This window comes from Mesorhizobium waimense (genome assembly GCF_003601975.1).
GTDB lineage: Bacteria > Pseudomonadota > Alphaproteobacteria > Rhizobiales > Rhizobiaceae > Mesorhizobium > Mesorhizobium waimense.
The window spans coordinates 255,610-280,992 of the sequence record NZ_QZWZ01000003.1; the positions used below are offsets into that span (position 1 = coordinate 255,610).

Annotated in this window: 20 protein-coding genes and 6 pseudogenes; 16 read left to right on the forward strand and 10 right to left on the reverse strand. The window is 61.7% G+C overall.

The features are described from left to right. Nucleotides 1-2: 2 nt before the first annotated feature. Both D3227_RS06335 and apnL read left to right on the forward strand, forming a co-directional pair. Nucleotides 3-1,037: a Gfo/Idh/MocA family protein gene (locus tag D3227_RS06335; RefSeq protein ID WP_120013259.1), complete on the forward strand. Its 1,035-nt coding sequence runs from the start codon at nt 3-5 to the stop codon at nt 1,035-1,037. Beyond that, nucleotides 1,034-2,867 (forward strand): annotated as a pseudogene (gene apnL / locus D3227_RS06340) (D-apionate lactonase). Before D3227_RS06335 ends, apnL begins: the two are co-directional and overlap by 4 nt. Before the next feature lie 10 nt (nt 2,868-2,877). Here the strand turns inward: apnL and D3227_RS06345 are convergent. Continuing rightward, nucleotides 2,878-3,591, reverse strand: coding sequence for a transcriptional regulator NanR (locus D3227_RS06345; RefSeq protein WP_120013260.1), 714 nt, complete (start codon nt 3,589-3,591; stop codon nt 2,878-2,880). A gap of 185 nt (nt 3,592-3,776) precedes the next feature. On the opposite strand from D3227_RS06345, the gene oiaX reads away from it, so the two are divergent. Both oiaX and D3227_RS06355 read left to right on the forward strand, forming a co-directional pair. After that, nucleotides 3,777-5,027 carry a 3-oxo-isoapionate-4-phosphate decarboxylase OiaX gene (gene oiaX, locus D3227_RS06350; RefSeq protein WP_120013261.1) on the forward strand — a complete coding sequence of 417 codons (1,251 nt, stop codon included), beginning with the start codon at nt 3,777-3,779 and terminating at the stop codon, nt 5,025-5,027. A gap of 3 nt (nt 5,028-5,030) precedes the next feature. Beyond that, entirely contained in the window at nt 5,031-6,365 is a 1,335-nt protein-coding gene (locus tag D3227_RS06355; protein ID WP_120013262.1) for a four-carbon acid sugar kinase family protein, read from the forward strand. Nucleotides 6,366-6,435: 70 nt separating this feature from the next. Here the strand turns inward: D3227_RS06355 and D3227_RS06360 are convergent. The 5 genes and pseudogenes from D3227_RS06360 to D3227_RS06380 all read right to left on the reverse strand — a co-directional run. Beyond that, a pseudogene (locus D3227_RS06360) lies at nt 6,436-6,729 on the reverse strand (carboxylesterase family protein); the annotation flags it as partial. Nucleotides 6,730-6,832: 103 nt separating this feature from the next. Further along, nucleotides 6,833-7,072: a hypothetical protein gene (locus D3227_RS06365; protein ID WP_120013264.1), complete on the reverse strand. Its 240-nt coding sequence runs from the start codon at nt 7,070-7,072 to the stop codon at nt 6,833-6,835. 250 nt (nt 7,073-7,322) lie between these two features. Beyond that, nucleotides 7,323-8,369, reverse strand: coding sequence for a Kelch repeat-containing protein (locus D3227_RS06370; protein ID WP_167480615.1), 1,047 nt, complete (start codon nt 8,367-8,369; stop codon nt 7,323-7,325). Nucleotides 8,370-8,714: 345 nt separating this feature from the next. Further along, nucleotides 8,715-8,846 carry a hypothetical protein gene (locus D3227_RS43720; protein ID WP_281034900.1) on the reverse strand — a complete coding sequence of 44 codons (132 nt, stop codon included), beginning with the start codon at nt 8,844-8,846 and terminating at the stop codon, nt 8,715-8,717. Nucleotides 8,847-9,045: 199 nt separating this feature from the next. After that, nucleotides 9,046-9,507: a phasin gene (locus tag D3227_RS06380; protein ID WP_120013266.1), complete on the reverse strand. Its 462-nt coding sequence runs from the start codon at nt 9,505-9,507 to the stop codon at nt 9,046-9,048. A gap of 339 nt (nt 9,508-9,846) precedes the next feature. On the opposite strand from D3227_RS06380, the gene D3227_RS06385 reads away from it, so the two are divergent. From D3227_RS06385 to D3227_RS06400, 4 genes are all read left to right on the forward strand, one after another. After that, nucleotides 9,847-10,572: a hypothetical protein gene (locus tag D3227_RS06385; RefSeq protein WP_120013267.1), complete on the forward strand. Its 726-nt coding sequence runs from the start codon at nt 9,847-9,849 to the stop codon at nt 10,570-10,572. A gap of 579 nt (nt 10,573-11,151) precedes the next feature. Continuing rightward, complete coding sequence (locus tag D3227_RS06390) at nt 11,152-11,628, forward strand: GlcG/HbpS family heme-binding protein (protein WP_120013268.1); 477 nt, start codon at nt 11,152-11,154, stop codon at nt 11,626-11,628. 47 nt (nt 11,629-11,675) lie between these two features. Beyond that, a complete protein-coding gene (locus tag D3227_RS06395) occupies nt 11,676-12,458 on the forward strand; it encodes a hypothetical protein (protein WP_120013269.1) in 783 nt (260 codons plus the stop codon). A gap of 152 nt (nt 12,459-12,610) precedes the next feature. Next, entirely contained in the window at nt 12,611-13,810 is a 1,200-nt protein-coding gene (locus D3227_RS06400) for an MFS transporter (RefSeq protein WP_120013270.1), read from the forward strand. Here the strand turns inward: D3227_RS06400 and D3227_RS06405 are convergent. Beyond that, nucleotides 13,796-14,716 carry a LysR family transcriptional regulator gene (locus tag D3227_RS06405; RefSeq protein WP_120013271.1) on the reverse strand — a complete coding sequence of 307 codons (921 nt, stop codon included), beginning with the start codon at nt 14,714-14,716 and terminating at the stop codon, nt 13,796-13,798. The two genes, D3227_RS06400 and D3227_RS06405, sit on opposite strands and share 15 nt — an antisense overlap. A gap of 72 nt (nt 14,717-14,788) precedes the next feature. On the opposite strand from D3227_RS06405, the gene D3227_RS44250 reads away from it, so the two are divergent. The 4 genes and pseudogenes from D3227_RS44250 (at nt 14,789) to D3227_RS06425 (ending at nt 17,690) form a co-directional block, all read left to right on the forward strand. Beyond that, nucleotides 14,789-15,190 (forward strand): SDR family oxidoreductase, encoded by a 402-nt coding sequence (locus tag D3227_RS44250; protein WP_208646343.1) that lies wholly within the window; start codon nt 14,789-14,791, stop codon nt 15,188-15,190. Nucleotides 15,191-15,451: 261 nt separating this feature from the next. Beyond that, nucleotides 15,452-16,897 (forward strand): aldehyde dehydrogenase, encoded by a 1,446-nt coding sequence (locus tag D3227_RS06415; protein ID WP_120013273.1) that lies wholly within the window; start codon nt 15,452-15,454, stop codon nt 16,895-16,897. Between the two features lie 183 nt (nt 16,898-17,080). Then, nucleotides 17,081-17,374, forward strand: a pseudogene (locus D3227_RS44255) (IS1 family transposase); the annotation flags it as partial. 31 nt (nt 17,375-17,405) lie between these two features. Next, nucleotides 17,406-17,690, forward strand: a complete 285-nt coding sequence (locus D3227_RS06425; RefSeq protein ID WP_120013275.1) for a hypothetical protein — start codon at nt 17,406-17,408, stop codon at nt 17,688-17,690. Between the two features lie 281 nt (nt 17,691-17,971). Here D3227_RS06425 and D3227_RS06430 read toward each other — a convergent pair. The 3 pseudogenes from D3227_RS06430 to D3227_RS06440 all read right to left on the reverse strand — a co-directional run. Beyond that, nucleotides 17,972-18,848, reverse strand: a pseudogene (locus tag D3227_RS06430) (IS110 family RNA-guided transposase); the annotation flags it as partial. A gap of 312 nt (nt 18,849-19,160) precedes the next feature. Further along, a pseudogene (locus tag D3227_RS06435) lies at nt 19,161-19,544 on the reverse strand (LysR substrate-binding domain-containing protein); the annotation flags it as partial. 11 nt (nt 19,545-19,555) lie between these two features. Continuing rightward, nucleotides 19,556-20,473 (reverse strand): annotated as a pseudogene (locus D3227_RS06440) (type IV secretory system conjugative DNA transfer family protein); the annotation flags it as partial. 361 nt (nt 20,474-20,834) lie between these two features. On the opposite strand from D3227_RS06440, the gene D3227_RS06445 reads away from it, so the two are divergent. The 4 genes from D3227_RS06445 to nadC all read left to right on the forward strand — a co-directional run bounded on the left by D3227_RS06445 (nt 20,835) and on the right by nadC (nt 25,297). Continuing rightward, complete coding sequence (locus tag D3227_RS06445) at nt 20,835-21,809, forward strand: NUDIX hydrolase (protein WP_120013277.1); 975 nt, start codon at nt 20,835-20,837, stop codon at nt 21,807-21,809. Nucleotides 21,810-21,876: 67 nt separating this feature from the next. Beyond that, nucleotides 21,877-22,905 carry a quinolinate synthase NadA gene (nadA, locus tag D3227_RS06450; RefSeq protein ID WP_120013278.1) on the forward strand — a complete coding sequence of 343 codons (1,029 nt, stop codon included), beginning with the start codon at nt 21,877-21,879 and terminating at the stop codon, nt 22,903-22,905. Then, complete coding sequence (locus D3227_RS06455; protein ID WP_120013279.1) at nt 22,902-24,443, forward strand: L-aspartate oxidase; 1,542 nt, start codon at nt 22,902-22,904, stop codon at nt 24,441-24,443. The genes nadA and D3227_RS06455 overlap by 4 nt, the downstream gene beginning before the upstream one ends. Beyond that, nucleotides 24,443-25,297: a carboxylating nicotinate-nucleotide diphosphorylase gene (gene nadC / locus D3227_RS06460; protein WP_120013280.1), complete on the forward strand. Its 855-nt coding sequence runs from the start codon at nt 24,443-24,445 to the stop codon at nt 25,295-25,297. Before D3227_RS06455 ends, nadC begins: the two co-directional genes overlap by 1 nt. Nucleotides 25,298-25,383 lie beyond the last annotated feature (86 nt).

The following is a 25,383-nucleotide window of genomic DNA, read 5'->3' on the forward strand; positions in this document are numbered from 1 at the left end:
GCATGGCGACCTTGAGCGGAGCGCTGATTGGTTGCGGCTTCTTCGCCGTCAACCAGATGCATGGCTGGCGCGACATCGTGGGCGCGTCGATCGTCGCCATCTGCGACCGCGATCCGGAGCGGCTGAAGATCGTCGGTGACCAGTTCGGCATTGCGAAACGCTACACCGACGCGGCGGAGATGTTCGCCAGCGAAAAACTCGACTTCGTCGACATCGCCACCACCGTCGTCAGCCACCGGCCGCTGGTTGAGTTGGCCACCGCCAACCGCGTTCCGGCGATCTGCCAAAAGCCGTTTGCGCCGACGCTCGCCGACGCCAAAGCCATGGTGGAGGCCTGCATTGAGGCCGGCGTGCCGCTGATGGTGCATGAGAATTTCCGCTGGCAGTCGCCGATCCAGGCGGTGCGTGCTGTGCTCGACAGCGGCGAGATCGGCACGCCGTTCTTTGGACGGATTTCCTTCCGCTCGGCCTATGACGTGTTTTCCGGGCAGCCATATCTGGCGACCGGAAAGCGCTTCATCATCGAGGATCTCGGCATCCACGTCCTCGACATCGCCCGCTTCCTCCTGGGCGATGTTTCGACGATCACCACGCGAACCGCGCGGATCAATCCTGCCATTGCCGGCGAGGATGTCGCGACCATGCTGATGGATCACGACAGCGGCGCCACTTCTGTTGTCGACTGCAGTTACGCGACGAAGCTTGCTACCGAGCCGTTTCCGGAAACACTGATCGAGATCGACGGCGACGCCGGCACGGTGCGGCTGGCGCAAGGCTACCGGCTCACCGTCACCGGCAAGAGCGGCACGGCGGTCAGCGACGTGTCGCCGCCGCTGCTGCCATGGGCATCGCGGCCATGGCATAACATCCAGGAAAGCGTCGTCGCGATCCAGAAGCACTGGGTCGAGTGCCTCGCGAAGGGGACAGAGCCGGCGACCTCGGGCGCCGACAATCTGAAGACATTCGCTCTGGTCGAGGCAGCCTATGCTGGTGCTGCAAGCCGACAACCAGTGCAGATCGACGCCTTGCTGAAATGACTGCCGACGCCTTCCTCCTCTATGGCACGCATGCGGTCGAGGCCGAGCCGGTCAGGCTGAGTGCGGGCGCGCTCACTGCCGACTTCGTCAACGGCAATTTGCGCACGATCCGCCATGGCGGCACCGAAGTGCTACGCGCAATCGCCTATATCGTGCGCGACCGCGACTGGGGTACCTACGAGCCCGAACTGACCGATCTTGTCATCGACCAGGGCCCCGACGCTTTCTCCGTCAGCTATTCGGCAAGCTGCGTTGGACCGGGCGCAAGCCGGCTCGGCTTCCGCGCCACCATCAAGGGCTCAGCCAACGGCAAGCTGGTGTTCGACGTTGACGCGCTCCCCGAAAGCGACTTCGAGACCAATCGCTGCGGTTTCTGCATCCTGCATCCGATTGCCGACCTCGCTGGCAGCCCTGTGACGGTCGAACATACGGACGGCAGCGTGGTGGATACCAAGCTGCCGTTGCTGATCGATCCCTGGCAGCCCTTCAAGGACATACGCGCCATCACCCACCAGGTTCGGCCCGGCGTCAGGGCCGAATGCCGGATGGAAGGCGACACCTTCGAGATGGAGGACCAGCGCAACTGGTCGGATGCTTCCTACAAGACCTATGCGGCCGCTGGCATTGCCATGGCCCTATGTGCTGCCCGCTGGCGAGCCGATGCGCCAGTCGATCAGCCTGCGCATCACCGACGACACCAAGGTGGCTGCCGCGACAGCGAACGCCGGACCGGTCCGAATCGAACTTGGCGAGGCCGGACCAAGGCTCCCTGATGTCGGCGTGGTCATCTATCCGGAGGATGTCGAATCGGCGCTGGCGCATCTGCCGATGCTGTTAAGGCTCGGCCCGCAGCAACTCCTCCTCCATTACGACCCGACACGCGGCCATGGCCTGGAAGCCTTGCGTGCCCATGCGCGGCTCACTGCTGCCTATCCGGCCCGGGCAACGCTCGAATGCGTGGTCGCCTGCGCGGGCGATCTCGACGCCGAACTCTCCGGTGTTGCCCAGATGGTGCGCCGGGCAGGTCTGCGGCTCGATGCCATTGCCGTCTCGCCTTCGGTCGACCGGCAGTCGACGCCGCCGGGCAGCGCGTGGCCGCCCTGCCCGCCGCTCGGGGACGTCTATGCGGCGACGCGCCGTGCCTTCCCGGACATTCGCCTTGGCGGCGGCATGTTCAGCTATTTCACCGAGCTGAACCGCAAGCGCGTTCCCGCCAGCCTGCTCGATTTCATCACCCACTGCACCTGTCCGATCGTGCATGCGGCGGACGATCTCAGCGTCATGCAGTCGCTGGAGGCGCTGCCCTTCATTACCCAATCGGCGCGGGCGATCTTCGGAGAAAGACCCTACCGGATCGGGCCGTCGACGATCGCCATGCGCCAAAACCCTTATGGCGGCGCGACCAAGGATAATTTTGATGGTCAGCGCATCGCCATGGCCAATCGCGACCCGCGCCATGCCGGCCAGTTCGCGGCGGCATGGACGATCAGCTATGCCGCGCGAGTGGCATCAGCCGGGTTGGAGATGCTGACGCTTTCCAGTTTCGCCGGGCCGTTTGGTCTGCTGGCGGCATCCGGAGAACCGGTCGCAGAAGGATCGCCGCGGCCGATCTTCCAGGCCATCGAGGGGCTCTGTGAACTGGCTGGCCTTGCACATGTTGTGGCAAGGACAAGCGATGAGACCAAGGTGCTGGCGCTGGCCGGGCGCACCGCTTCGGGCGAGACCATTCTATGGCTGGCCAACCTGACGGCGGACGACGTGCCGGTCGACATTTCAGCACTTGGCCGAAGCCAGCTTGTGATGACGCCTTACGCCATCGCCCGGATCTGAGGCGGCGAAGTCACTTGTCGGTGTTCATCACGTAAAGCGCGCGTGAGCGCTCGAGATGCTTGATCATCGCCTTCTCCGCGCCTTCGGCATCCTTCTTCTCGATGCGGCCGATGATCTCTTCATGCTCGGTCAGCGTGAACTTTTCCTTGCCGGTCCAGATCAGCATCTCGGTGTGATATTCCTTCAGCCAGCCCAGCATCGCCTCGCTGACGGCGACATAGATCGGGTTGCCGGAGATCGCCGCGATCTGGGTGTGGAACTTCATGTCGGCGGTGATGAAGGCTTCGGAATCGCCACGCGCGGCGCGCTGCTCGGCGACGGTTGCCTTCAGACGCTGCACGTCCTCGGCCGTGGCCTTCTCTGCGGCCTCCTTGACCATGCCGCGCTCAAAGAAGATGCGCGCGCTCTTCAGATGCTCCAGCGTGTCCTTCGACGACGACAGGATGATCTTGGCTGCGCCGTCGACCTGCTTGATGATCGACTTGGCGGTCAACTGCAGCACCTTGGCGCGCTCGCCATGCGAGATCGCCACCAGCCCCATATTGCTCAGCGCCTGCATCGCCTCGCGGATCGCGGGACGGCCGACCTCGAAGCGCTCCATCAGTTCGCGCTCCGAGGGCATGTCGTCACCCGGCATCAGCTCGCCGCTGGTGATCAGCCGCTTCAGCCGCAAGAAGACTTCGTCGGAAAGCTTGCGCCGGACGATCGGTTCCGAACGGTTCATCGTCGCGAATCACTCCCTTGACCCGGCCCTATCTAACACTGCCGACGCAATTCCCGGAATTGCTGTCGCTCGACCCGAGCTGAAACGTCCAGCCGGATATTGCTTGCAATACTTATGTACTCATTATACCAGATTTCGAGGGCCGGTGAACTTTTTTCGAACGCTTCGGCCTGAGACAGCGGACCATGATCACCCTCACCTATCGTATCGAGACATCAGGCAGCATCGAAGCGCTGGCGGCCAAGATCGCCAGCGATCAGTCGACCGGCACCTTCGTTGCGCTGCCCGGCGAGACCGCGGAGTTGAAGGCGCGCGTCGCGGCGCGCGTGCTGGCGATCCGTCCCCTGCCCGATGCGGAGCGGCCATCCATTCCTGAAGTGGGCGACGGGCCGTTCAGGCGCGCCGATATCGACATCGCCTTTCCCTTCGATGCCATCGGCACCGACCTTGCGGCACTGATGACCATCGCCATCGGTGGCACCTATTCGATCCGGGGTCTCACCGGCATCCGCATCGTCGATATGAAGCTACCGGAGCAATATCGCGGCGCCCATCCGGGTCCGCAATTCGGCGTCGCCGGCAGCCGCAGGTTGACTGGCGTCGAGGGCCGTCCGATCATCGGCACCATCGTCAAGCCGGCGCTGGGGCTAAGGCCGCATGAGACCGCCGCGATGGTGGGTGAATTGATCGGGGCCGGTGTCGATTTCATCAAGGACGACGAGAAGCTCATGAGCCCCGCCTATTCGCCGCTGGCGGAGCGGGTGAAGGCGATCATGCCGTTGATCCTCGGCCATGAGCAGAAGACCGGCAAGAAGGTGATGTATGCCTTTGGCATCTCGCATGCCGACCCCGACGAGATGATGCGCAATCACGATCTGGTGCTCGAAGCCGGCGGCAATTGCGCGGTGGTCAACATCAACTCCATCGGCTTCGGCGGCATGGCTTTCCTGAGGAAGCGCTCCGGGCTGGTGCTGCACGCCCACCGCAACGGCTGGGACATCCTCACTCGCCATCCCGGCCTCGGCATGGATTTCAAGGTCTGGCAGCAGTTCTGGCGGCTGCTCGGCGTCGACCAGTTCCAGATCAACGGCATCGCCTCGAAATACTGGGAGCCGGACTGGTCCTTCATTCGCTCCTTCGAGGCGGTGACGACGCCGCTGTTTTCGCCTGATGATTGCGCGCTGCCGGTGGCGGGCTCCGGCCAGTGGGGCGGGCAGGCGCCGGAAACCTACGCGCGTACCGGCCGCACGGTCGATCTCCTCTATCTCTGCGGTGGCGGCATCGTCAGCCATCCGGATGGGCCGGGCGCCGGCGTGCGCGCCGTGCAGCAGGCCTGGCAAGCCGCGGTCGATGGCATTCCGCTGGCGGAATTCGCCCGCGCCCACCACGAACTGGCGCGGTCGATCGAGAAATTCGGCGACGGCAAGGCGGCCTGAACCATGCAGGACCTTCTCCTCAGCTACTATGGCGACGACCTCACCGGCTCGACCGATGTGATGGAGGCGCTTGAGCTCGGCGGCGTGCCGACCGTGCTATTCATGCGCCAGCCGGACGATGCGCAGCTCGCGCGCTTCGCCCATTGCCGCGCCGTCGGCCTCGCCGGCACCAGTCGCAGCGAGACGTCGCAGTGGATGGACACGCATCTCAAGGACGCCTTCGCCTGGCTGAAGACGCTTGAGGCCGAGATCTGTCACTACAAAGTCTGCTCGACCTTCGATTCCAGCCCGACGATCGGCAGCATCGGCCGGGCGATCGAGATCGGCCGCTCGGTGTTCGGGCAGGACAGCGTGCCGCTGGTGGTCGGCGCGCCGCAGCTCAAGCGCTACACCGCCTTCGGCCATCTGTTCGCCGCCTATCGCGACCAATATCACCGCATCGACCGTCATCCGGTGATGAGCCGCCACCCCATCACCCCGATGGATGAAGCGGACCTTCTGATCCATCTGTCGCGGCAGACCGGGCTTGCCTCGGGACTGCTTGACCTGGCGACGCTGCAGTCCGCCGCGCGGTCGGAAGCGTTCGACCGCCTTGTGGAAAATGGTGCGGCTATCGTGCTCGTCGATGTTGACAGCAGAGAAACCCAGGCGCTTGCCGGCAAGGAGCTATGGCGCACACGCAAGCCGGGCGGTTACTTCGTCGTCGGCTCCTCGGGTATCGAATATGCGCTGCTCGCTGCATGGGCGGAGACCGCGATTGTGCACGCCGAGCCCAGCTTTTCGCCGCCGGGCGTGGCCGACCGCATCGCTGTGGTGTCCGGCAGTTGCTCGCCGACGACGGAACGGCAAATCCGGCATGCAATGACCGATGGCTTCGACGGGATCGAGGTCGACCCGGTTGAGCTGGTTTCGGAGAGTTTCGAACAGGCGATCGCGCGTGCGACGGCAATCGGCCGCGCCAGCCTGCAGGCCGGGCGAAGCGTCATCTTCTACACCGCGCTTGGCCCCACCGCCGACCGGGGCGCCGAGATCGACCGCCAGGAAGGCGCCCGCCACAAGCTCGGCCGCGGCCTCGGCGCGCTGCTTCGCGAACTGACAATCGAACAGAAATTGAAACGTGTTGCCATCGCCGGCGGCGACACGTCGAGCCATGCGCTCGGCCAGATGAGCGTCGATGCGCTGACGGTACGGATGCCGCTGCCAGCCTCGCCAGGCTCGCCGCTCTGCGTTGCTCATTCGAGCATCACGACGATCGATGGGTTGGAGGTCGCGCTGAAGGGCGGACAGGTCGGAACCGACCGCTATTTCTCGGCCATCCGCGACGGCCTTGGCGGTTGACAGCGGCGTTGCGCACTCACCCGCTCGCTGGCAGTAGGGGGGACTGATCAATGACACAAAGGCCTTAAGTCTAGATCGGTACAAGTTGGAGAATGAACAAGGCTCTCGCGGGGGCGCGTGCCAGCGGGCTGCTCGCCGACACCTCGCGCGTCCAGCTCTTCGTTATCGCTCCCTTCACGGCAGCCTCTCCGGCATAGGTCTCGCCGCCGAGCACGCTGACGTCAAGGAACCCAAACAGGCCCAGCCTGTAGTTCAGTGAAGCGACGACGATGTCGCCTTTGCCGGCAAGCTCGTCACCATGATAGTCAGGCAGCCGGCTGCTTTCGAGATAGTTCGCGCCGCCGTGTATCCATATGAACACCGGCCTTCGCTTTTCATCGCATGCCGGTGTCTAGACATTTAGCGTCAGGCAGTCCTCGCTGCGGCGCCGTTCCTGAGGTGTTCCAGGTCCGCAAATTGCTCGTTCGTCAGCAGGCCCAGCGCATGTGCGGCCTTGATGCGGGATGATAATGTTCCCAATGGAGCGTGAACCCATCCAGCAGCTCGCCCGATGCCTTCACATCCACGAGAAAGGCCCGGATGAGACGGCCCAGCAGATCTTCAGCAAACGCCGAGGCAGCGAGCACCAGCCCTCGTTCGTCTTCCAGGTGGAGCAAGGTAGTCACGCGGTCAAGGCGGTCGCGGAAATTCTCAGGTGCCGGTGCCAAAGCAATTCTCCTGCTAGGGAGCCTTCCTGGTAGCCTTCTTTCGCCGCTTCTCCCAGCCGCTACCGGCCCACGGTCGAGCGCATAGTACGTCTCGCTGCCGAACTCAGCCGCCATCGCTTCGGCCTGCTCGGGCTCCTTGAAGCGGAAGGCCAGGTAGCCACAAAAACAAGTGCCATCGCTGACCTCCTGCCTGCCGGTACCAAAAGCGTAAACCAGTCCCGAACACGATCGGGATCGGCATTAAATTGAACTACCTGGGTACGGTGTAGAACTCGTGGGTGTTCATCTGAGCATTGATCCCCGGCATGCCGTCGGACTGGAAGGAGCCACCGGCGACATGGAACTCGCTGCCAATGAAACCGGCTACGAAGCCGTGCCGGGCAATCTGCATATGCGGTAGGGTCTGCCAGGTGTCAGCAGCGGGATCGTAGGCCTCAAGGGCCCAGAATGTGCGCTTGCCCGCCGGGTCCTGGTACTCGCCACCCGTCACATAGATCTTTCCACCATAGGCACTGCCCGACACCCCACCCCGCGGTGTGGGGGAACGGCCCTTGTAGGTCCAGGAATCGGATTTGGGATCGTATTCCTCGACCAGATCGGTGACGTCGCTCTTGGTCACGAAGGGCAGACCAATTCGACCGTCAATCGCATAGATCTTTCCACCAACAGCAGCGGCGAGAAAGTGATTGCGGCCGGTCTGCATGGGAGCCCGCATTGTCCAAGTGTTGGATGCGGGGTCGTAGACCTCAACAGTCCTGCCGACGATGTTGGGAACGTCGGCCCAAAGGGGCTCCTTCATGTCGCGGCCATGCTCATGGGCATGCGCGCCGCCGACGACGTAGATTTTTCCGTCGAGCACCACAGCCGCTGCCGCTCCGCGGGCAGTTGGCATAGGTAGAAGCTTGGACCAGCCGTCGGTCTTCGGATCGTAGACAAAAGCATCAGCGGTCGGTTGCCATTCTTTGGTGCCCGGCTTTCCGACGAAACCACCGAACACGTACACTTTGCCGTCGTAAGCCACAGTTGCAGTATGATGGGCCGGCTCAGGCATTGCCGCTCTCTTCGACCAGGTCTTCGTATTTTCGTCATACATCACGACCGTGCCAACGGGCATAACCTCCGGCACGTCGATGCCGCCAATGACGAACCACTGATTGCCCACCACAGCGCTGGAATTCTCGCTCTGAGGCTCTGGCATCGGCGTTCCCATCTGCCACGTGCCCTCCTGGGCGAACGCTGGTGCGAGATTGAGTGCCAGACTGATCATCGCAGCGGAAACCAGCAATTTCGACTTCATCGGAAGCTCCTTGGTTGCGGTTAGGCGCCGACCTGGAGTCGCCGGAGCTCGCAACGGGAGGTAACTGACCATATGAGCAATGAGAATTATCGATTACGGAATGGACCCTTTGGACCCACCAAACAATGCTATGCTCAACCTAGCTATTCCGAAGCGCCCTTGGCACAAGGCTCGGCCTGCGACGCTGCACCGGTCGGGAAATTGAAACTTGAGCAGTTACCGAATCGTCATGGAGGGAGGTGCCACGAACTATCGCACCAGCGTCACCGCCAGTATCGTCAAGCCCGGCGACCTCGCGGCTACCGCAGCGAGCGTGTGTTCATCCGCAATTCCATGCATGCGCCTCTACCGCCCAATGCCGTGCGGGATGCGATGCGGGTCCTTTTCGAGATGCTCGAAGCCGAGCAGGAGCCGGCGGTGCGTGACGTCCTTGGGCCCTGCTCCACCGTCTAGCATCTGGGCGGCGTATTCGAGCACCGCACCGATCGCCGCGAACTCTTCCGCCAGCGGATCCGGCTGCTCATCCGCCTGCTCGCTGAGTGCTTCCTAGAAACCGTGAGGACGATGTTACTCCGAAGCGGTCGGGCAGACTAAGCCGTCCGACCAATGGAAGACCGGCGCCAGGTGACACAGTGGACGAGGGACTGACCACCTTCAGTCCCGATTGCCTAGGCAATCAGGCGGCCTTGCGTTCCTTCAAAGCCTTCTCAAGGGCATCCTTGATCGGCTTGGACACGTCCTCAGTAGCTCTCATCATCACGGCCTGTAAGGTCTTGGCCTGCTCGGCGGAATTCTCGATCTGTTTGCTCAGGAAAGCCGTCTGCAGTTCGAAGAACTCGGACAATGACTTCACGGCAACCAGTGCTTCGAGGTGCGTGAAGCCGGCTTCGGCATTGGCTCGCAGAGCGGCAATCGTCTTCAGGGACACCTCATTGCCGGTGGTCTTGGCCATTTCAAAGGTCGACTCGAAAGCCTTTTGAGTCGTTTCGGCGCCCGAGCTCAATTTGGAAAAGACTTCCTTCGACTGCTCAATGCTCTGATCGGCGACAGCGCGGACTTGCTCGGCAGCCTTGGACGGGTCGAAGGTAGGGAATTCGACGTTTTCGATCGTTTCGGTCTTGCCGGTGATCTTGGACATTTTTGCATCCTTTTTTCCAGGGGCGGCGGCATAACAAAGCCGTCTCCTTCATGTACGAAACCGTCGCAACGGATTTATGAAACTGACATGAATTTGCGCGCGGGCTGCGCCGAGTGCTGCGCAAATAGGCTCAGCGACGGCATGACCACGGAACCGGGGATTCCTTGGCACCGCGCGACTTCGAATGTCCAGTTGCCACCCGTCTGACGACGCTGATGCAGTTCGGGGGCCACGGTCTGCTTCGGGTCAAAAAAGCCGTCAAGGGGCACGGTGGTCCGTGGTTAGGAACGAATTTGTCGCTAAACAATTGATGGATGCGAGCTAGCCGAGGACGGTCGCATGCCAAAGTTCAATGATAAATGGAAGGTTGGGCCCCACGGTCAGCTAGAAAAGTTGGACGAGGGTCTGCTGACTGTCGAGGGCGAAATCCGTATGCCGCTCGGCAACTTTCCTCGGCGAATGACCGTGGTCGGATTGACCGCTCAACGAACGGCGATCTGGAGTTCCATCCCGTTGGCGGAGCCTCAAATGCGAGAAATCGAGGCCCTCGGCGTCCCCAGCTTCCTCATAGTCCCTGGTCCCGGTTACCGCCTCGATATAAGGCCATGGACGGCTCGCTATCCAATGGCGAAGGTTATCTGTGCGCCAGGTGCGCGGGGTGCGGTGGAGAAAGCTGTTAAAGTCGATGCAACGAGCGATATCTGGGCGGATCCGTCCGTCCAGCTAGAGACCGTGCCGGGCATAGCCGGCAAGGAAGCTGCCCTTCTCATCCGGCGCGAGGGTGGTACGACCCTTGTGATCAACGACCTTATCGCAAACGTACGCCACCCTCATGGGATCGGCGCTCACATAATGGCGCGCCTGCTTGGCTTTGGCGTGTCGCATCCCCAGATACCGCGCGTCGGCAAATGGATGTTTGTCAAAGACAAAAAGGCGTTGGCCACGGCGTTCCGAAAATGGGCAGATGAACAAGACCTCAAGCGAATCGTTGTCAGCCACGGCGATGTCATTGCCGATGAACCGCGCAAAGTACTTCAACGGGTTGCCGCCGATTTAGATGTTTGAGAGAGAATCGGTCACGGAAATCTCCGGAGGCCCCTTCGACGGAGAAGAGAAGCAGCGGGGGTTTCGGACAGTACCGTGAGCAGGTCCTCTGATCGGTCGGCAAACTCACGTCGGTCCGCAACGTCGCGGGATAGCCAATCTCCCCGTCGGCGGCATCCCAGCACGCCTGATGCGCCGCAAAATCGGCGTCAGCCTTCGCGCGGGTCGCCGCGTAGAGGTGACGGCGCAGCAGTCTGATGTTGCGATTGTTATCGGCGTTGGGATGACGCCTCGAAGCCGCTGATGGTCTATTGCGGCGCCAGAGCGGAGGCGTTTCAACCAATCCGCTCACTATCGCTGCCCCATCCCGAAGTGCTTGCATGTTTCGAGTTGGCTGCATCGAATTCGTCAATATTATTTGGCGAAGCCTAATAGTCCATTTCGAACTCCGTCATTCAGTACTGAGGTCGCGGGGCATATTCATTCATCAAGACCGGCGGATGACGTGAGAACCTCGTCAACCGTCCGGCCTTCTCAAAAGCCGGATCGATAGCGAGTGCAAAGCGAGCCGATCAGAATGGTGAACGAAAGGAAATGCCTATGTCTATTTCCAAATGGAGCACAATGGCCGCCGTCAGCCTTCTGTGCATGACGTCGCTGGCGCACGCCGACGATGAGCCTAAATACGGCGCGGACATCCCCGTGGGTACCGCCAAGGTCATAGCCGCTGCAGCAATCAAGGAATGCGCTGCTCACAGCTGGCCAATGGCTGTTGCAGTAACCGACACACACGGTGCCCTTGTATACTACGAAAAGATGGATGACACCGAACTCGGCAGCGCTCAGGCCGCCGTTGAAAAGGCAGCCGCAGCAGCCCTCTACAAGCGCCCGACACGCGCATTCTACGACGTAACTGCGAAAGCCGGTCCGTTCATGCTGACCATGCCTGGCGTCCTTGCTGCTCCTGGCGCGTGGCCGGTGATCAAGGACGGTAAGATCATCGGCGCTCTCGCAGCCAGCGGTGGTTCAGGAGATCAAGACGACGTTTGCGCCAAAGCTGGCCTAGCCGCTCTCTAACGGTCATAGGGCGCGAGAATGCGCTCCGCTTTCAAGGGAATAGGATCATGTTCAAATTCAATCCTGTCGATATTGCGTTGACCGTCGCACTGATCGCGACTCCGATCATGGCAATGACCCCAATGCCAACCCCCGCTGAGGCCGCTGAAAACTTCAGTGGCAGCAACACTGACGTTCGCACCGTTCTGGCTTACAAAGCTTCCACCGCTGCTTTGGAGAAGTTTCTGCCTGAGGGCTGGGAGCTTAGCCCGATCACGGAAGGACCCTCTGCGGGTGCGAATCTGCAGGTCGAGTTCGTAGATCAGCTGTTTGCAGTTGGGACTGACGGGAAAGTCGGTGCGCCATACCGATATGTGCTGTTTGGGATTCCCGTCCACAAAAAGGGCAGTAGCGAAGATGTCCTGATGCTGTTCGACGGCTTGTCGCGGGGCGGCGCAGGCCCATACGAAATCGCGGAAAAAGCTACTGACGACGTTACACGTTCGGTGAAGTACAGCTTGAATCCATCGGTGGTCACTGAATCGTGGACATTCGAAGGAGGCGGAGAGAAGGTTTCTCTGCAAGCAGAGTTTGAGCGCGGTCCTCTCAAAACAGAGAAGGCTGAGAGCCATGTATATTCGCAGTTGAAGCCAAGCTTCTCCCGCATCTACCGGTACAACGAAGCAGCTGACGTCGTTCGGGCTGAAGGTGCGAAGTCGGAACGTCTCCGCTCGTTTTCGCTCAAGGCAGAAGGCGGAAAACTTGCCGCTGTCTTCGACGGCTCGCAAAGCCTCGTTTCCGTTGTCTCGCTGCCGGTTTACTCCCGCGACATCTTCGTGCCCGCGCCGTAATCCCCCCGCCGTGGTGGCAATCAGCGGGACAGCCAATTCCCGCCACAGGCCGGTTGTTACCACGAGTGTCGCAGGCCGCAGCCTCTCTTGGCTTCGGCCTGCGATTGCTTTGTCCCTCAACGGTTCCGCTACGGTTTCAATCCGAGTATCTCATGACACACCAACCACACACACGCTTGCAAACGCTCGCGGCGGAATCGGCGATGATCCTGGGAGCATTTCTCCTCGGCACGTCCGAATTCGCCGCCATGGGCCTGCTACCCGAAATGGCCCGCGATAGCCACGTCACGATTGATGTTGCCGGAACCTCTGTCACTGCCTACGCTCTTGGCGTCGTCATCGGCGCTCCGTTGATCGCAACAATGGCGGCTAAAACGTCACGTCACATGCTGCTGGTCTTTCTCCTTCTCTTCTGCGCGGCCGGAAATGCATTGTCGGCACTTAGTGGTAGCTTTTCGACACTGATCGCAGCACGTTTCATGTCCGGCCTTCCTCATGGAGCATATTTCGGGATCGCATCCCTCATTGCAGCAACGTTGGCTCATCCGGGTAGGCGAGCGCAAGCCGTTGCCCGAGTTATGATGGGGCTAGGCCTTGCCAACCTTATAGGGGCTCCGCTCGGGACTTTTATCGGAGAGCATACGACGTGGCGTCTAACGTACTTCCTGTTGGCAGTGCTGGCGGCCCTTGCGGCTATCATCTGTCGGGCCAGCGTTCCGGCAATGCAGGCTGCGCACGGCTCCGGTCCTCTCAAAGAATTGAGCGCTTTGGCAAAACCACAGGTTTGGCTGGCTTTCGGGATAGGTTCAGTCGGCCTCGGCGGCCTCTTCGCGGTATATACCTATTTGGTGCCAACCCTGATCTCCGTCACTGGAATATCCGAAAGTGACGCCCCGCTCGTTTTGGTCGTGATCGGGCTTGGTATGTTCGTTGGAAACTTCTTAGGTGGTTGGCTCGCGGATCGAGGCATAATGCGGGCGACAGGCATACTGCTGGTCTTGAACCTCGTGGCCTTCGCGATCTTCTTCTTTAGTGTTCACAACACGATTGCGATCTCCGTCAGCGTCTTCCTTGCTGGATTGGCGGCGCTCGCTCTCGTGCCGCCGTTGCAGGCCCGTCTTATGGACGTCGCTGGACACGCACAGGCGTTGGGCGCCATGCTAAACGGTTGCGCGATCAATGTTGCCAATGCGCTTGGTGCTGCCCTTGGCGGAGCCGTTATCGCGGCTCACCTCAGTCCGGCATCAACGGGACTGGTCGGCGTTGTGATGGCGGCACTCGCACTGGTCATCTTCTTTGTCGCATTGAGCATGGAGAAGCACCTTGCCCTCAATCCTTCACAGGGCCGATAGCCAACCTGGACCGGGCTTGTTCTCTCGCATGAACTTAATGAACGCGCCAAGGGCGGCAGGCATCTGCCGTCTGCTCGGATAAAAAAGATAGATGCCTGATACCCAGGAACTCCAGCCGTCGAGGACCTGGACAAGTTCTCCCGACGCCAACGCATCTTTGACAAGGACTTTGGGAAGCAATCCGATCCCCCCTCCGCCCCGAACGACCGAAGCTAGAACCCGCAAATCGTTGGCGACAAAGCGCGCACTTTTCGAAGGTTCGATCTTTTCCTCACCTTTTGTGAGCACCCACGGACGGACAGTGCCGTTCCAAGAGGACCGCAATCGGATGCACCAATGTTCGCTGAGGCTAGCAGGGGTATCTGGTTCTCCTTGCTTCTGCAGGTACTCAGACGAAGCCATAAGCACTTCTTCGAATGGATCGACGAGGCGCACAGCGACCATATCCTTCTCGATCCGCTCACCGACCTGGATACCGGCGTCGATCCGACTTTCGACCAAGTCAAGGTGAAGATCGTCGACCAACATCTCCAGCTCGATGTCGGGATGAGTAGAAAGAAAGCGTCCAATCAAGGGGCCGACAATGAGCGTCGAAGCGGTCCTGGAGCCAAGAATCCGTAGGCGACCACCGGTCTCACTGCGAAATCTGTTTAGTCCGTCAAGCGCTACATCAAGGCCCGCCAGCAGCGGCTCCAAGGAAGCTAGGAAATCCGTCCCTGCGTCAGTAAGGGAGACGCTGCGGGTCGTACGCGTTAAAAGGCGCACACCGAGCTTCTCCTCCAAGCCGCGAAGGGTCTGGCTGAACGTTGGAACCGAGACGCCGACATTGGCGGCGGCTCGGGTGAAGTTGAGCTGGCGTGCGACCTCTACGAAGGCAATAAGCTCGCGCATTTCAGGTTTGTACAATGAGCGGCTCCCTGCCTAGACCGACCCGATGTCAGTTGTAGAGTGCCCCACGGTAACGGGGATGTCACGCAAGTGCGCGATTTCGCGAGGGCTGATGACTGCCTCCGAGCACGCGCACGCCGGGCAGGATCGACACGATGCGTCAAAGCCCCGGAAAGAGAGAGCACCTACCCCGGTAGAAGCGGGGGCGCGACGTCATCGACGCGATCGATCGCAACATCGCGATCGTTCCGCTCGCCAAGCAGAGCTCGGTCGGTTAGCGGCGCTTCACAAAACCGGGCACCGCTCGTCGGGCGCTTAGGGGGCCAAGAGCGGGCGGCGAACCTCATCGCCTTCCTGGTCTCGCCCGAGGCCTCCTATGTCTCCGGCGCCGTCATCCCTGTCGATGGCGGCGCGGTCGCCCACAGCGCCGGCATGCCATTCCCCAAGCGACCTGACGGATCGGCCAGGCATTCAGTTGCTGACGCCAACTAGCTGCACACCGATGTCCTGAGGGGGGCAGCATGTCAGGCCCGGAGTCAATGGCAAATTTCGATAACCCTCAGGTTAATGAAACATGGCAAAATATCATTTTACCGAACCAAACGCTTAATGCAATTTGGCGTCTCGGCCTAAGGTTTGCATGGATCACCGGCGACAACGCGTGTCAACGGCTGCCTCGAGGCCTCGATCAATGCCGAAGTGCTCGGCTTCTGATTTTTGCGACGTTCCATCGGGAGCGAGGGAGAGAGAACAATGGACATCGGACTTCTGATCGACGGCGATGAACGGGCGGCAACGGGTGCGGCCTCCTACGAGCGCATGGACCCGTTCACCGGCAAGCTGGCGACGCGCGCCGCCGCGGCCAGCGTCCCCGATGCCAATGCTGCGGTAGAAGCTGCAGCCACTGCCTTTCCGGCGTGGTCGAAGACCGGCCCCGGCGAACGCCGCGCTTTGCTGTCGAAGGCGGCCGACGTCATGGCTTCGAAGGTCGACGAATTTACGAAGCTGATGATGGAGGAAACCGGCGCGACCGGCCCGTGGGCCGGCTTCAACGTCATGCTGGCGGCCAACATGCTGCGCGAAGCCGCCGCCATCACAACGCAGATCTCCGGCGAGATCATCCCGTCGGACAAGCCGGGCACGCTTGCCATGGCGATCCGCCAGCCGGCCGGCGTCTGCCTCGGCATCGCGCCGTGGAATGCGCCGGTCATCCTTGGCACCCGCGCCGTGGCGATGCCGCTCGCCTGCGGCAACACGGTGGTGCTGAAGGCCTCCGAAATGTGCCCAGGCACGCATCGGCTGATCGGCCAGGTGCTGGTCGAGGCCGGCCTGCCGAAGGGCGTCATCAATGTCGTCACCAACGACCCGAAGGACGCGGCAGAAATTGTCGAGGCGCTGGTCGCCCATCCGTCGGTCAAGCGCGTCAACTTCACCGGCTCGACTAAGGTCGGCCGGATCATCGCCGAACTCTCCGGACGCCATCTCAAGCCGGCGCTGCTCGAGCTCGGCGGCAAGGCGCCGCTGCTGGTGCTGGACGATGCCGACATCGATGCGGCAGTGAATGCCGCGACCTTCGGCGCCTTCATGCACCAGGGACAGATCTGCATGTCGACCGAGCGCCTGATCGTCGATGAAAAAGTTGCCGACGAGTTCGTCTCGAAACTTGCGGCCCGCGCCTCGAAACTGCCGGCCGGCGACCCACGTGGCCATGTCGTGCTGGGTTCGCTGATCAGCAGCCAGGCCGCCGACAAGATGGAGGAACTTGTTGCGGATGCGCTCGCCAAGGGCGCCAAGCTTGTCGCCGGCGGCAAGCGGACGGGCACGGTGGTGGAGGCGACGCTCCTCGACCACGTCACGCCAGAAATGCGCGTCTATGCCGAAGAATCCTTCGGGCCGGTAAAGCCGGTGATCCGCGTCAAGGGCGAGGACGAGGCCGTGCGCGTCGCCAACGACACCGAATACGGTCTGTCGTCGGCCGTGTTCAGCCGCGACATCAAACGCGCCATGGCGGTCGCGGCGCGCATCCAGGCCGGCATCTGCCACATCAACGGGCCGACCGTCGGCGACGAGGCGCAGATGCCGTTCGGCGGCGTCAAGGGCTCAGGCTATGGCCGTTTCGGCGGCAAGGCCTCGATCGCCGAGTTCACCGATTTGCGCTGGTTGACGATCGAAGACCCGAACCAGCACTATCCGTTCTGATTGGCGTGGGCGTCGCCCGGCAGCCTGTCCAGACATCGAGCGCCTGCGGACTGCCTTTGCTCGACTCCTGCGTGGCCGTGATGACTAGCAGAGCGCCTTGCGGTGAATTTGCCGGTGCAACCGTCGGCAAGCCTCAGATTGTGGTCTTCGGATTGTCGGAGCGATCGACGACTCTTTCGGATAGTGTCTCAGTTTGAAATCGAACGCGCCAATCTCACCATGCGCATGGCAAACCGCCGTTTCACGCGCCTCACCAATGCGTTCTCAAAGAAGTTCGAAACCCACGTGCATATGATCGCCATCTACACCGTCTGGTACAACTTAATTCGCATTCACAAGACGCTGAAAATGTCCCTGGCGATGGCCGCTGGCGTTTCGCAAACGCTATAGTCAATGTGCGACCTTTGCGACAAGATGGATGCTGTTGCCCCGAAGCCGGGCAAGCGCGGGCCGTACAAAACGAAAGCCGTCGCCTGATGCCGATAAAAGATAGCACCGGGAGGGCCGCGTGAAACGCGCGTTTCTATTTGGGCTCGCGGCCCAGCTAATCTTCATTAGCGCGATCTTTCTAGTTTTTGATGATCTAATGCTGCCAATGACGCGGTCTCCGGTCATTGGCATTGTCGCATTGGGTTTGGGCGTCGCGAGCGCATTTTTCGCTTGGAGGGCGACCCCTCATTCGTCCTGGCTGGTCAAAATCGGGATGTGGATTGCCAGCTTCCTTGTCATCTACGTGGTAATCCCCCTCATCGAAGTCGTCGTCGTGCTGATCATTCCGCAAATTTCAAACTGAGACACTTCTCTATTCGGCGTGTTGAGGTCAATCGCTATCGAGCTTTTGCGTGTCTCCGGCGTTTTGACGTCTTTCGCAGGGCCTTGCTTCTCTTCGGGATCGGCGTTTCGCCCTCCCAGTATGGGGTCAGGAGAATGAGGCGGCACAATCTACCAAGCGTCTTGATCGCGTGTTGCAATCGGTACGAGTGTCTCAGCGAACTCGCCTCATCCATCGTCCTGCGAAGGACGTCCGTCCGCCAGCGAGCGGAACTCTGTCTCTCTCCTTTCCGGCCTTCTGGATCAGATGGCTGACGCCATGGTTTCCCTCATCCAGCGGAACTCGGTGCCGTCCAGCCACATGCGATGCATGACGACTGCCAGGCGACGTGCGAGCGCGACAATTGCTTTGCCGCTTGGCGACGTTCATCGCCCAGGCCTTGAGCCACGACCATTTCGTCACGCGAGTCATCAGCGTTTGTGCTGCCTCATAGAGCAACGTCCGCATCATGCCGTCCCCGCACAGGGATATGCATCCAACGCGCTTGCTTTCCCCGGACTCGTTGAGCTTCGGCGTCAGTCCCAGGATGGGTCCCACCGCCTTGGAGCTTCTGAACCGCTGCGGAATGTCGATTGTCGCGGCATAGGCGAGCGCCACCACGGGGCCGACACCGGGAACCGTCATCAAGCGCCGGCAGGTCGCATCACTCCTGGCGATCGTGAGCACTTTTTTGTGCAGGCGAGCAAATTCGGCACGCAGCTTCCGCCGGGCGGCCAGCAGCGGCTCCATGATCTCTTCGAGATCGGGTATGCCTTCGACGAGCTCGCAAATCCGCTCCTCGAACTTCACCGTTCCCACAACACCGACCTTGAGGCCGAAGTTGCGCAGAAGACCGCGGATGTCGTTCTCGATGGCGATCGCCTTTCCCTGCAGCAGCTTGCGGGCCGTCAAGAGTGCCCGCCGCTTCTGGCTCGTGAGCGTCTTCACATGCACCGGGCGGTACAGGTTGACCCGCATCATCTGCGCGATGCCGCGCGCGTCATTGCGATCCGTCTTGTTCGGCTGCGCCTTCAGGAACGCTTTCACATGACGCGTCTCGATGCAGATGACCGGCAACCCGGCGCACGCCAGCCCCTCGAAAAGCCATTGCGACAAGGGCCCGGCCTCGAGACCGACCCGTTCTGCGCTTCCTTTCCTGATGCCTGTGGCTGTTTGGACAGACCACGTTCTATCATCAGCTCGAAGCGCAGCACCTTCCTGCATCACCGTTGAAGAAGGGGCGCAAGCCGAATACCCCATCTACCTCTTTCGACTATCGTTGGCCGGGGGAAATTTCCGCAGTTCATGGGGTCGCCGAACCCCCAGCAGAATCTGGCGATGCGTTTCGCCTCTAGCCGCACCGCATAGTTGTCAGGCCTAACGTCACAACGGGAGAAAGGCGTCTGGTCGTTCGGCCCGCCGTGCGCACTCCCACCAGAGGCTGGCATGCGATCACATGCCCCAGACCACCGCTTGCTCATGGCGCTTGATCAGGTGCTTGAGGTTGTCGAAGCTCTGGCGGATGTGCTGAGCGAAAGCGTCGACGGCCGGCGCGCGCGGGGTATCGGCAAGCCTGAGCAGACCGAGTGCTCGCTCGGGATGTGGAATGGCCACCGGAAGCGCTGTAATGAACTTCTCTTTGCGGAAGGTGAAGACGACGCTGTGCGGCAGCACGGTTAGCGCGTCGGTTTCTTTCATGTAGTTGATGGCGCTGGTCAGCGATCCCCCGGAATAGCGTATCTTTATTTCGGTGGCGCCAAGCGACAAAAGCAGGCTACGCAGATCCTCGAGCAGCGGACTGCCGGGCGGTGGCGCGATCCAGGGGTAGTCGAGCAAGTCACCGGTCTTGCGACGACCGGATGCGCGCCGCCCTCACCCAGATGGCGCGTCAGCATCATGGTGCGCAATGTCGTTTCGATGGGCCGTTGCGGGTCGGATAGGAAGTTGGCGACGCCGGCGAGCGTCTTGTCGTTCTCGGCATAGAGAACATGCAGGATAGCGCCGACCAGCAACCCGTGGCTGGTTTTCTCCCAATGGTTCCTGCGTTCCAACGATCCTTCCGGATCGACCAGCACATCGGCGACGTTCTGGACGTCGCGGACTTCCCATTCGCCGCGCCGCACCTCGAGTAGTGGATTGTAGGCGGCCGAGGCCGCATTGGTCGGATCGAACAGAAGGACGTGGCCAAAACGCGACCGCCACCCGGCCGTCAGTTCCCAGTTCTCTCCCTTGATGTCATGGACGATCGCCGAACCGGGCCAGGTCAGCAGCGACGGTACCACGAGGCCGACGCCCTTGCCACTTCGTGTCGGCGCGAAGCACAGAATATGCTCCGGGCCATCGTGGCGCAGATAATCCTCATCGAGCTTACCTAGCACGACACCATCGGGGCCGATCATGCCTTCGGCCAAGACTTCCTCCTGCGTCGCCCAGCGCGCCGACCCGTAGGTGGCCGCGGTCTTCGCCTCGCGCGCACGCCACACCGACATGCCGATGGCGACCGCGATTGCAACGAAGCTTCCGCTCGCCGCGATCAGTGCCCCTTCGAGAAAAACCGCCGGCGCATAGGCGTCATAGAAGAACCACCACCAGAAAAATGCAGGAGGTGGGTAGACGGACTGACCCGCGAAATCGAACCAGGGCGAACCGAGCTGTGGTTGGAAGCCCAGTCGCCATGCCGTCCACTGTGTCGCGCACCAGGTGGTGCCGAGCACGATCAGGAGCACGGTGAGAACCTGGCCCCACAATATCTTGGTCGCCGGCACTTCTCTCTCCTCGGGATGAACAAGCGTGAGCAGATAGAAAGTGTCGAGGTTTCGGACGCGCAAGAACAAAGGGCCGGCCAGGACAACATGGCGCGGACCGACGTGGAAAAACTTGCTGGCTACGGTGCGAGGCTCACGCATTCAGAGGTGCGTTTGCCTTTGAACAGGCAGCAACCTCTACGTGTGAGAGATCTGGCTGTCGCATTTGGTGTAGAAATGCGCCGACGCGAGGGGCAAAGACCAAGACGTGGTCGAAATGCGCTGTCCTGGACGACGTTGACGGCCAGCAGACAGCAGTTCACCTTTCGCTCACATTGGTCCCTTCGGGGTGACTTTATAATTGGAATTCCATCAGATCCCTATGCAAGACAAGACAACTCTGGCGACAAAGCGCGCCGCGACATCCAACCGGGGCCAGGCCGTCAGCGCGGATCTGATCGCCGTTGTGATCGCCGTGACAAATGGTGAGCCACGCGTGCTGACCATCGGACAGGCCGCCGGCGCTTTGCCGTCGGGTCCCTTTGAACTCGACCATCGCTCCTTGCAATCGGGGCTAAGAGCCTGGGTAGAGCGACAGACCAATCATCCGCTGGGCTATATCGAGCAACTCTATACCTTCGCCGATGCCGACCGGATCGATGACGAGCACGTGCGGCGCGTGATTTCGATCAGCTATCTCGGCCTGACGAGGGAAGAGCAACCAGAACGTTCGCCAACCCATGGTTGGCATGGCTGGTACGACTATTTTCCGTGGGAGGATCACCGTGCGGGCGTGCCTCCCATCCTGCCTGACATCCTCGTGCCCAGACTTCAGGCCTGGGCTGATGAAGCAGGGGCTCCAAACATGCGCGGCGATCGCCGGCAACGCGTAGAATTTGCCTTTGGCCTGGATGATCGCGGCTGGAACGAGGAACTCGTCCTCCAGCGATACGAACTGCTTTACGAGGCCGCGCTGGTAGCGGAGGCCATGCGAGGCCAGCACAACGGGCATACACCGGCTATTCCCGGTCGGCCGATGATTGGCGACCACCGCCGAATTCTGGCGACCGGAATTGCCAGGCTTCGAACCAAGATCAAATACCGCCCCGTCGTCTTCGAACTGATGCCGCCGGCATTCACGCTGCTGCAGTTGCAGCGCACCGTCGAAGCGCTCGCCGGCCAACTCGTGCACAAGCAGAATTTCCGCCGTCTCATCGAACAGCAGGACCTGGTCGAGGAAACAGGCGAGACGGTTTCGGAAACACGAGGACCTCCGGCCAAACGTTTCCGCTTCCGCCAGACGGTTCTGGCGGAACGAACTGTCGCAGGGACGAAATTGCCACTTTCACGCGCTTGACATTCAATATGCTCAAGTTAAGCATATACCTCAATTATACTCAACAAGAGCATAATGAGGGCAAGGCATGCTCAACGCCTCCACGCGCACAGCCGCGCTCTACGACCGCGTGCGGCGGGTCATCCCGTCCATCGAGTGGCCAGCGTTCGCCGATGATATCGAGGCCATCCTCGATCTGAAGCGGCAGCGAAATGCCGTCATCCTGGCGCACAACTATCAGACGCCGGAGATCTTCCATTGTGTCGCCGACATCGTCGGCGACAGCCTGGCGCTTGCGCGCAAGGCGATGACGGCCGAAGCCGATGTCATTGTGCTGGCAGGCGTGCATTTTATGGCCGAGACGGCAAAGCTGCTCAATCCGCAAAAGACGGTGCTCATTCCTGATTTGCGCGCAGGCTGTTCGCTGGCCGACTCGATTACCGCCGAGGACATCCGGCTGCTGCGGCAACGCTATCCGGGCGTGCCTATCGTCACCTATGTCAACACATCGGCCGAGGTGAAGGCAGAGTCCGATATTTGCTGTACCTCCGGCAATGCCAAGGCCGTCGTGGAGTCGCTGGGTGTTCCCCGTGTGATCATGCTGCCGGACGAATATCTGGCCCAGAACATCGCCGCCCAGACCGATGTGCAGATCATTGCCTGGAAGGGTCACTGCGAGGTGCACGAGCGGTTCACGCCCACCGACATCCGCCAACTGCGTGAAAACCATCCGGGTGTGACCGTGCTTGCCCATCCCGAATGTCCGCCGGAAGTGGTCGCGGAAGCGGACTTTTCTGGTTCGACCGCTGCCATGTCCGACTATGTCGGAAGGCAAAAGCCGGCGCGGGTCGTGCTGATGACGGAGTGCTCGATGAGCGACAATGTCGCGGTCGAGCACCCCGAGGTCGAGTTCATCCGGCCCTGCAATCTGTGCCCGCATATGAAGCGGATAACGCTCGCCAACATCCGCGCAGCACTTGAACAGAACCGCCATGTCGTCACCATCGATCCGCAGATCGCCGGGCGCGCGCGGCTGGCCGTCGAGCGGATGCTCGGGCTGGCAGATGCTACGCCACTTGATCGCTTCGCACCCGCCAGCCCAAAGGTGCACCAGTGAGCGTGGACGTCCGCGATCTCGGCGGCCGGCCGGTCATCATCGGCGGCGGCATAGCCGGACTGATGACCGCGCTGCAGCTGGCGCCTGAGCCGGTGCTTCTCCTGTCGAGATCGCAGCTCGGCGCGGACGCATCGAGTGCGTGGGCACAGGGCGGGCTTGCCGCCAGCCTGGGCGGCGATGATGAACCGGCGCTCCATCTTGCCGACACGCTCGCCGCGGGTGACGGTCTTTGCGATGCGCAAGCAGCAAGGCGCATCGTGTACGCCGCGCCCGCCGCGATCGCCGATCTGGCGCGCCTTGGGGTCCGCTTCGATCGGACGCCGGCAGGCGCTCTTCGTCTCGGGCTGGAAGCAGCGCACAGCCGGCGGCGCATCGTTCATGCCGGGGGCGACGGGAGCGGACGGGAGGTCATGCGCGCCCTTGTCGCAGCCGTTCGCTCTATGCCGACGATAGAGGTCGTCGAGGGCATCGAAGCGCGGCGGCTGACCGTGGAGGACGGCAGGGTCACCGGCGTGCTGGCGAGCAGTTCGACAGGTCCTGTGTTTTTCGCCACCGGACGGGTCGTCCTCGCCACTGGCGGGATCGGCGGCCTGTTCCACGACACGACAAATCCACTCGGAAGCTGCGGACAGGGCCTGGCGCTCGCAGCGCGCGCGGGTGCTGTGCTTGCCGACCTGGAGTTCATCCAGTTCCATCCGACCGCGCTTGACGGGCCGGGCCGTCCGATGCCGCTCATCAGCGAGGCTGTTCGTGGTGAAGGCGCTGTGATCGTCGACGAGACGGGTCGACGTTTCCTCGACGGCGTGCGAGGTGCGGAACTCGCACCGCGCGACGTCGTCGCGCGCGCCGTCTGGCGACATCTTGCGGACGGCCACCGCGTTTTCCTCGACGTACGCGAAAAGCCAGGCGCGACATTCGCACTGCAGTTTCCGACGATCGCCTCAGCCTGCAGCAAGGCCGGCATTAATCCGGCGCGTGATCTCATTCCCATCCGCCCGGCGCAGCATTACCACATGGGTGGTGTCGCCGTGGATCTGGCCGGGCGCACATCGATTCCCGGGCTTTGGGCGTGCGGCGAAGTCGCCTCGACCGGACTGCACGGCGCCAACCGGCTTGCCAGCAACTCGCTGACCGAGGCCGTCGTTTGTGCGCGCGGGGTTGCCGAAAGCGTCGCCGGGTCGTCCGAGGGCGGTGGAAAGCGAGCGATGGCACCTGACCTGCCCGCGCCGGATCCAAGGCCTGTGCGGCCTCTCCTGTCACTTGCCCTCGGCGTCACGCGGGATGGCGAAGGGTTGAAAGAGGCTGCTCGGGCCTTGCTGCCCTTGTTGCAGCAGCACGACGCGGCATCCGATCCCGCCGTCGTCGGGCTGATGATCGCAGTTGCCGCCTTGCTTCGCCGGGAAAGCCGCGGTGCTCATTTCCGGACGGACTTTCCCCATCAGGCGGCCGTCGCCCGCCGTTCCCAGACTACGCTCGATGCGGCCATTGCCGCAGGTCGGGACCTCGCACACTCGCCAGTGCTGGAAAGCGTCCTGTGATGAACCTCTCGCCACTTCCTGCAATCATGCTCGAGCCTCTGGTACGGGCAGCGCTTCTCGAAGACCTGGGCAGAGCCGGCGACTTGACCACCGATGCCATCGTGCCGAAGGACCATCACGCGACAACCGTGTTGGCGGCGCGCCAGGCCGGAATTGTCGCCGGGCTCGACCTGGCGATGCTCGCCTTCCGGCTCGTCGACCAGGACGTCGAGATGACGGTGGAGCGAGCGGACGGCAGCGACGTCGCGCAAGGAGAGATCATTGCGTCGGTGAGCGGCCCGGCCCGGGCCATACTCACGGCGGAACGGACGGCGCTCAATTTTCTCTGTCATCTGAGCGGCATTGCCACGGCGACGGCATCGGTCGTCGCGGCGGTGCGCGGCCATGGTGCGAAGGTCGTCTGTACGCGCAAGACGACACCCGGATTGCGAGCAGTCGAAAAATACGCCGTACGCGCCGGTGGCGGTTCCAATCACCGCTTCGGCCTCGATGACGCCATCCTGATCAAGGACAACCATATCGCCATCGCCGGCGGGGTTCGCCCGGCCATCGAGCGAGCGCGAAGCAGCATCGGCCATCTCGTCAAGATCGAGGTCGAGGTCGATACGCTGGCCCAACTGGAAGAGGTGCTTGCTCTGGCCCCCGACGCTGTCCTGCTTGACAATATGTCGGTCGACGAGCTTCGCCAGGCGGTAGCCATGGTTGCCGGCCGAGCCACAACCGAGGCGTCTGGCAGGATCACCGCCGCGATTGCGCCAGCCGTTGCCGCAACCGGTATCGATCTGATTTCCATCGGCTGGTTGACTCACAGCGCGCCGATCCTCGATATCGGCCTCGATTATCGTGAGCCTTGATCGTCGAGGCTGACCATCTAGCCTACCCAGCTTCTCTCGACCGTGATCCGCCATTTCAAGGCGCCTGTGTCGCCGCAACGCAAGGA

Excerpts from the sequence above, each read along its gene's own strand:
- D3227_RS06335 (WP_120013259.1), top strand. The coding sequence starts at position 3 with ATGGCGACCTTGAGCGGAGCGCTGATTGGTTGCGGCTTCTTCGCCGTC.
- D3227_RS06345 (WP_120013260.1), bottom strand. The coding sequence starts at position 3,591 with ATGAACCGTTCGGAACCGATCGTCCGGCGCAAGCTTTCCGACGAAGTC.
- oiaX (WP_120013261.1), top strand. The coding sequence starts at position 3,777 with ATGATCACCCTCACCTATCGTATCGAGACATCAGGCAGCATCGAAGCG.
- D3227_RS06355 (WP_120013262.1), top strand. The coding sequence starts at position 5,031 with ATGCAGGACCTTCTCCTCAGCTACTATGGCGACGACCTCACCGGCTCG.
- D3227_RS06370 (WP_167480615.1), bottom strand. The coding sequence starts at position 8,369 with ATGAAGTCGAAATTGCTGGTTTCCGCTGCGATGATCAGTCTGGCACTC.
- D3227_RS06380 (WP_120013266.1), bottom strand. The coding sequence starts at position 9,507 with ATGTCCAAGATCACCGGCAAGACCGAAACGATCGAAAACGTCGAATTC.
- D3227_RS06385 (WP_120013267.1), top strand. The coding sequence starts at position 9,847 with ATGCCAAAGTTCAATGATAAATGGAAGGTTGGGCCCCACGGTCAGCTA.
- D3227_RS06390 (WP_120013268.1), top strand. The coding sequence starts at position 11,152 with ATGTCTATTTCCAAATGGAGCACAATGGCCGCCGTCAGCCTTCTGTGC.
- D3227_RS06395 (WP_120013269.1), top strand. The coding sequence starts at position 11,676 with ATGTTCAAATTCAATCCTGTCGATATTGCGTTGACCGTCGCACTGATC.
- D3227_RS06400 (WP_120013270.1), top strand. The coding sequence starts at position 12,611 with ATGACACACCAACCACACACACGCTTGCAAACGCTCGCGGCGGAATCG.
- D3227_RS06415 (WP_120013273.1), top strand. The coding sequence starts at position 15,452 with ATGGACATCGGACTTCTGATCGACGGCGATGAACGGGCGGCAACGGGT.
- D3227_RS06445 (WP_120013277.1), top strand. The coding sequence starts at position 20,835 with ATGCAAGACAAGACAACTCTGGCGACAAAGCGCGCCGCGACATCCAAC.
- nadA (WP_120013278.1), top strand. The coding sequence starts at position 21,877 with ATGCTCAACGCCTCCACGCGCACAGCCGCGCTCTACGACCGCGTGCGG.
- nadC (WP_120013280.1), top strand. The coding sequence starts at position 24,443 with ATGAACCTCTCGCCACTTCCTGCAATCATGCTCGAGCCTCTGGTACGG.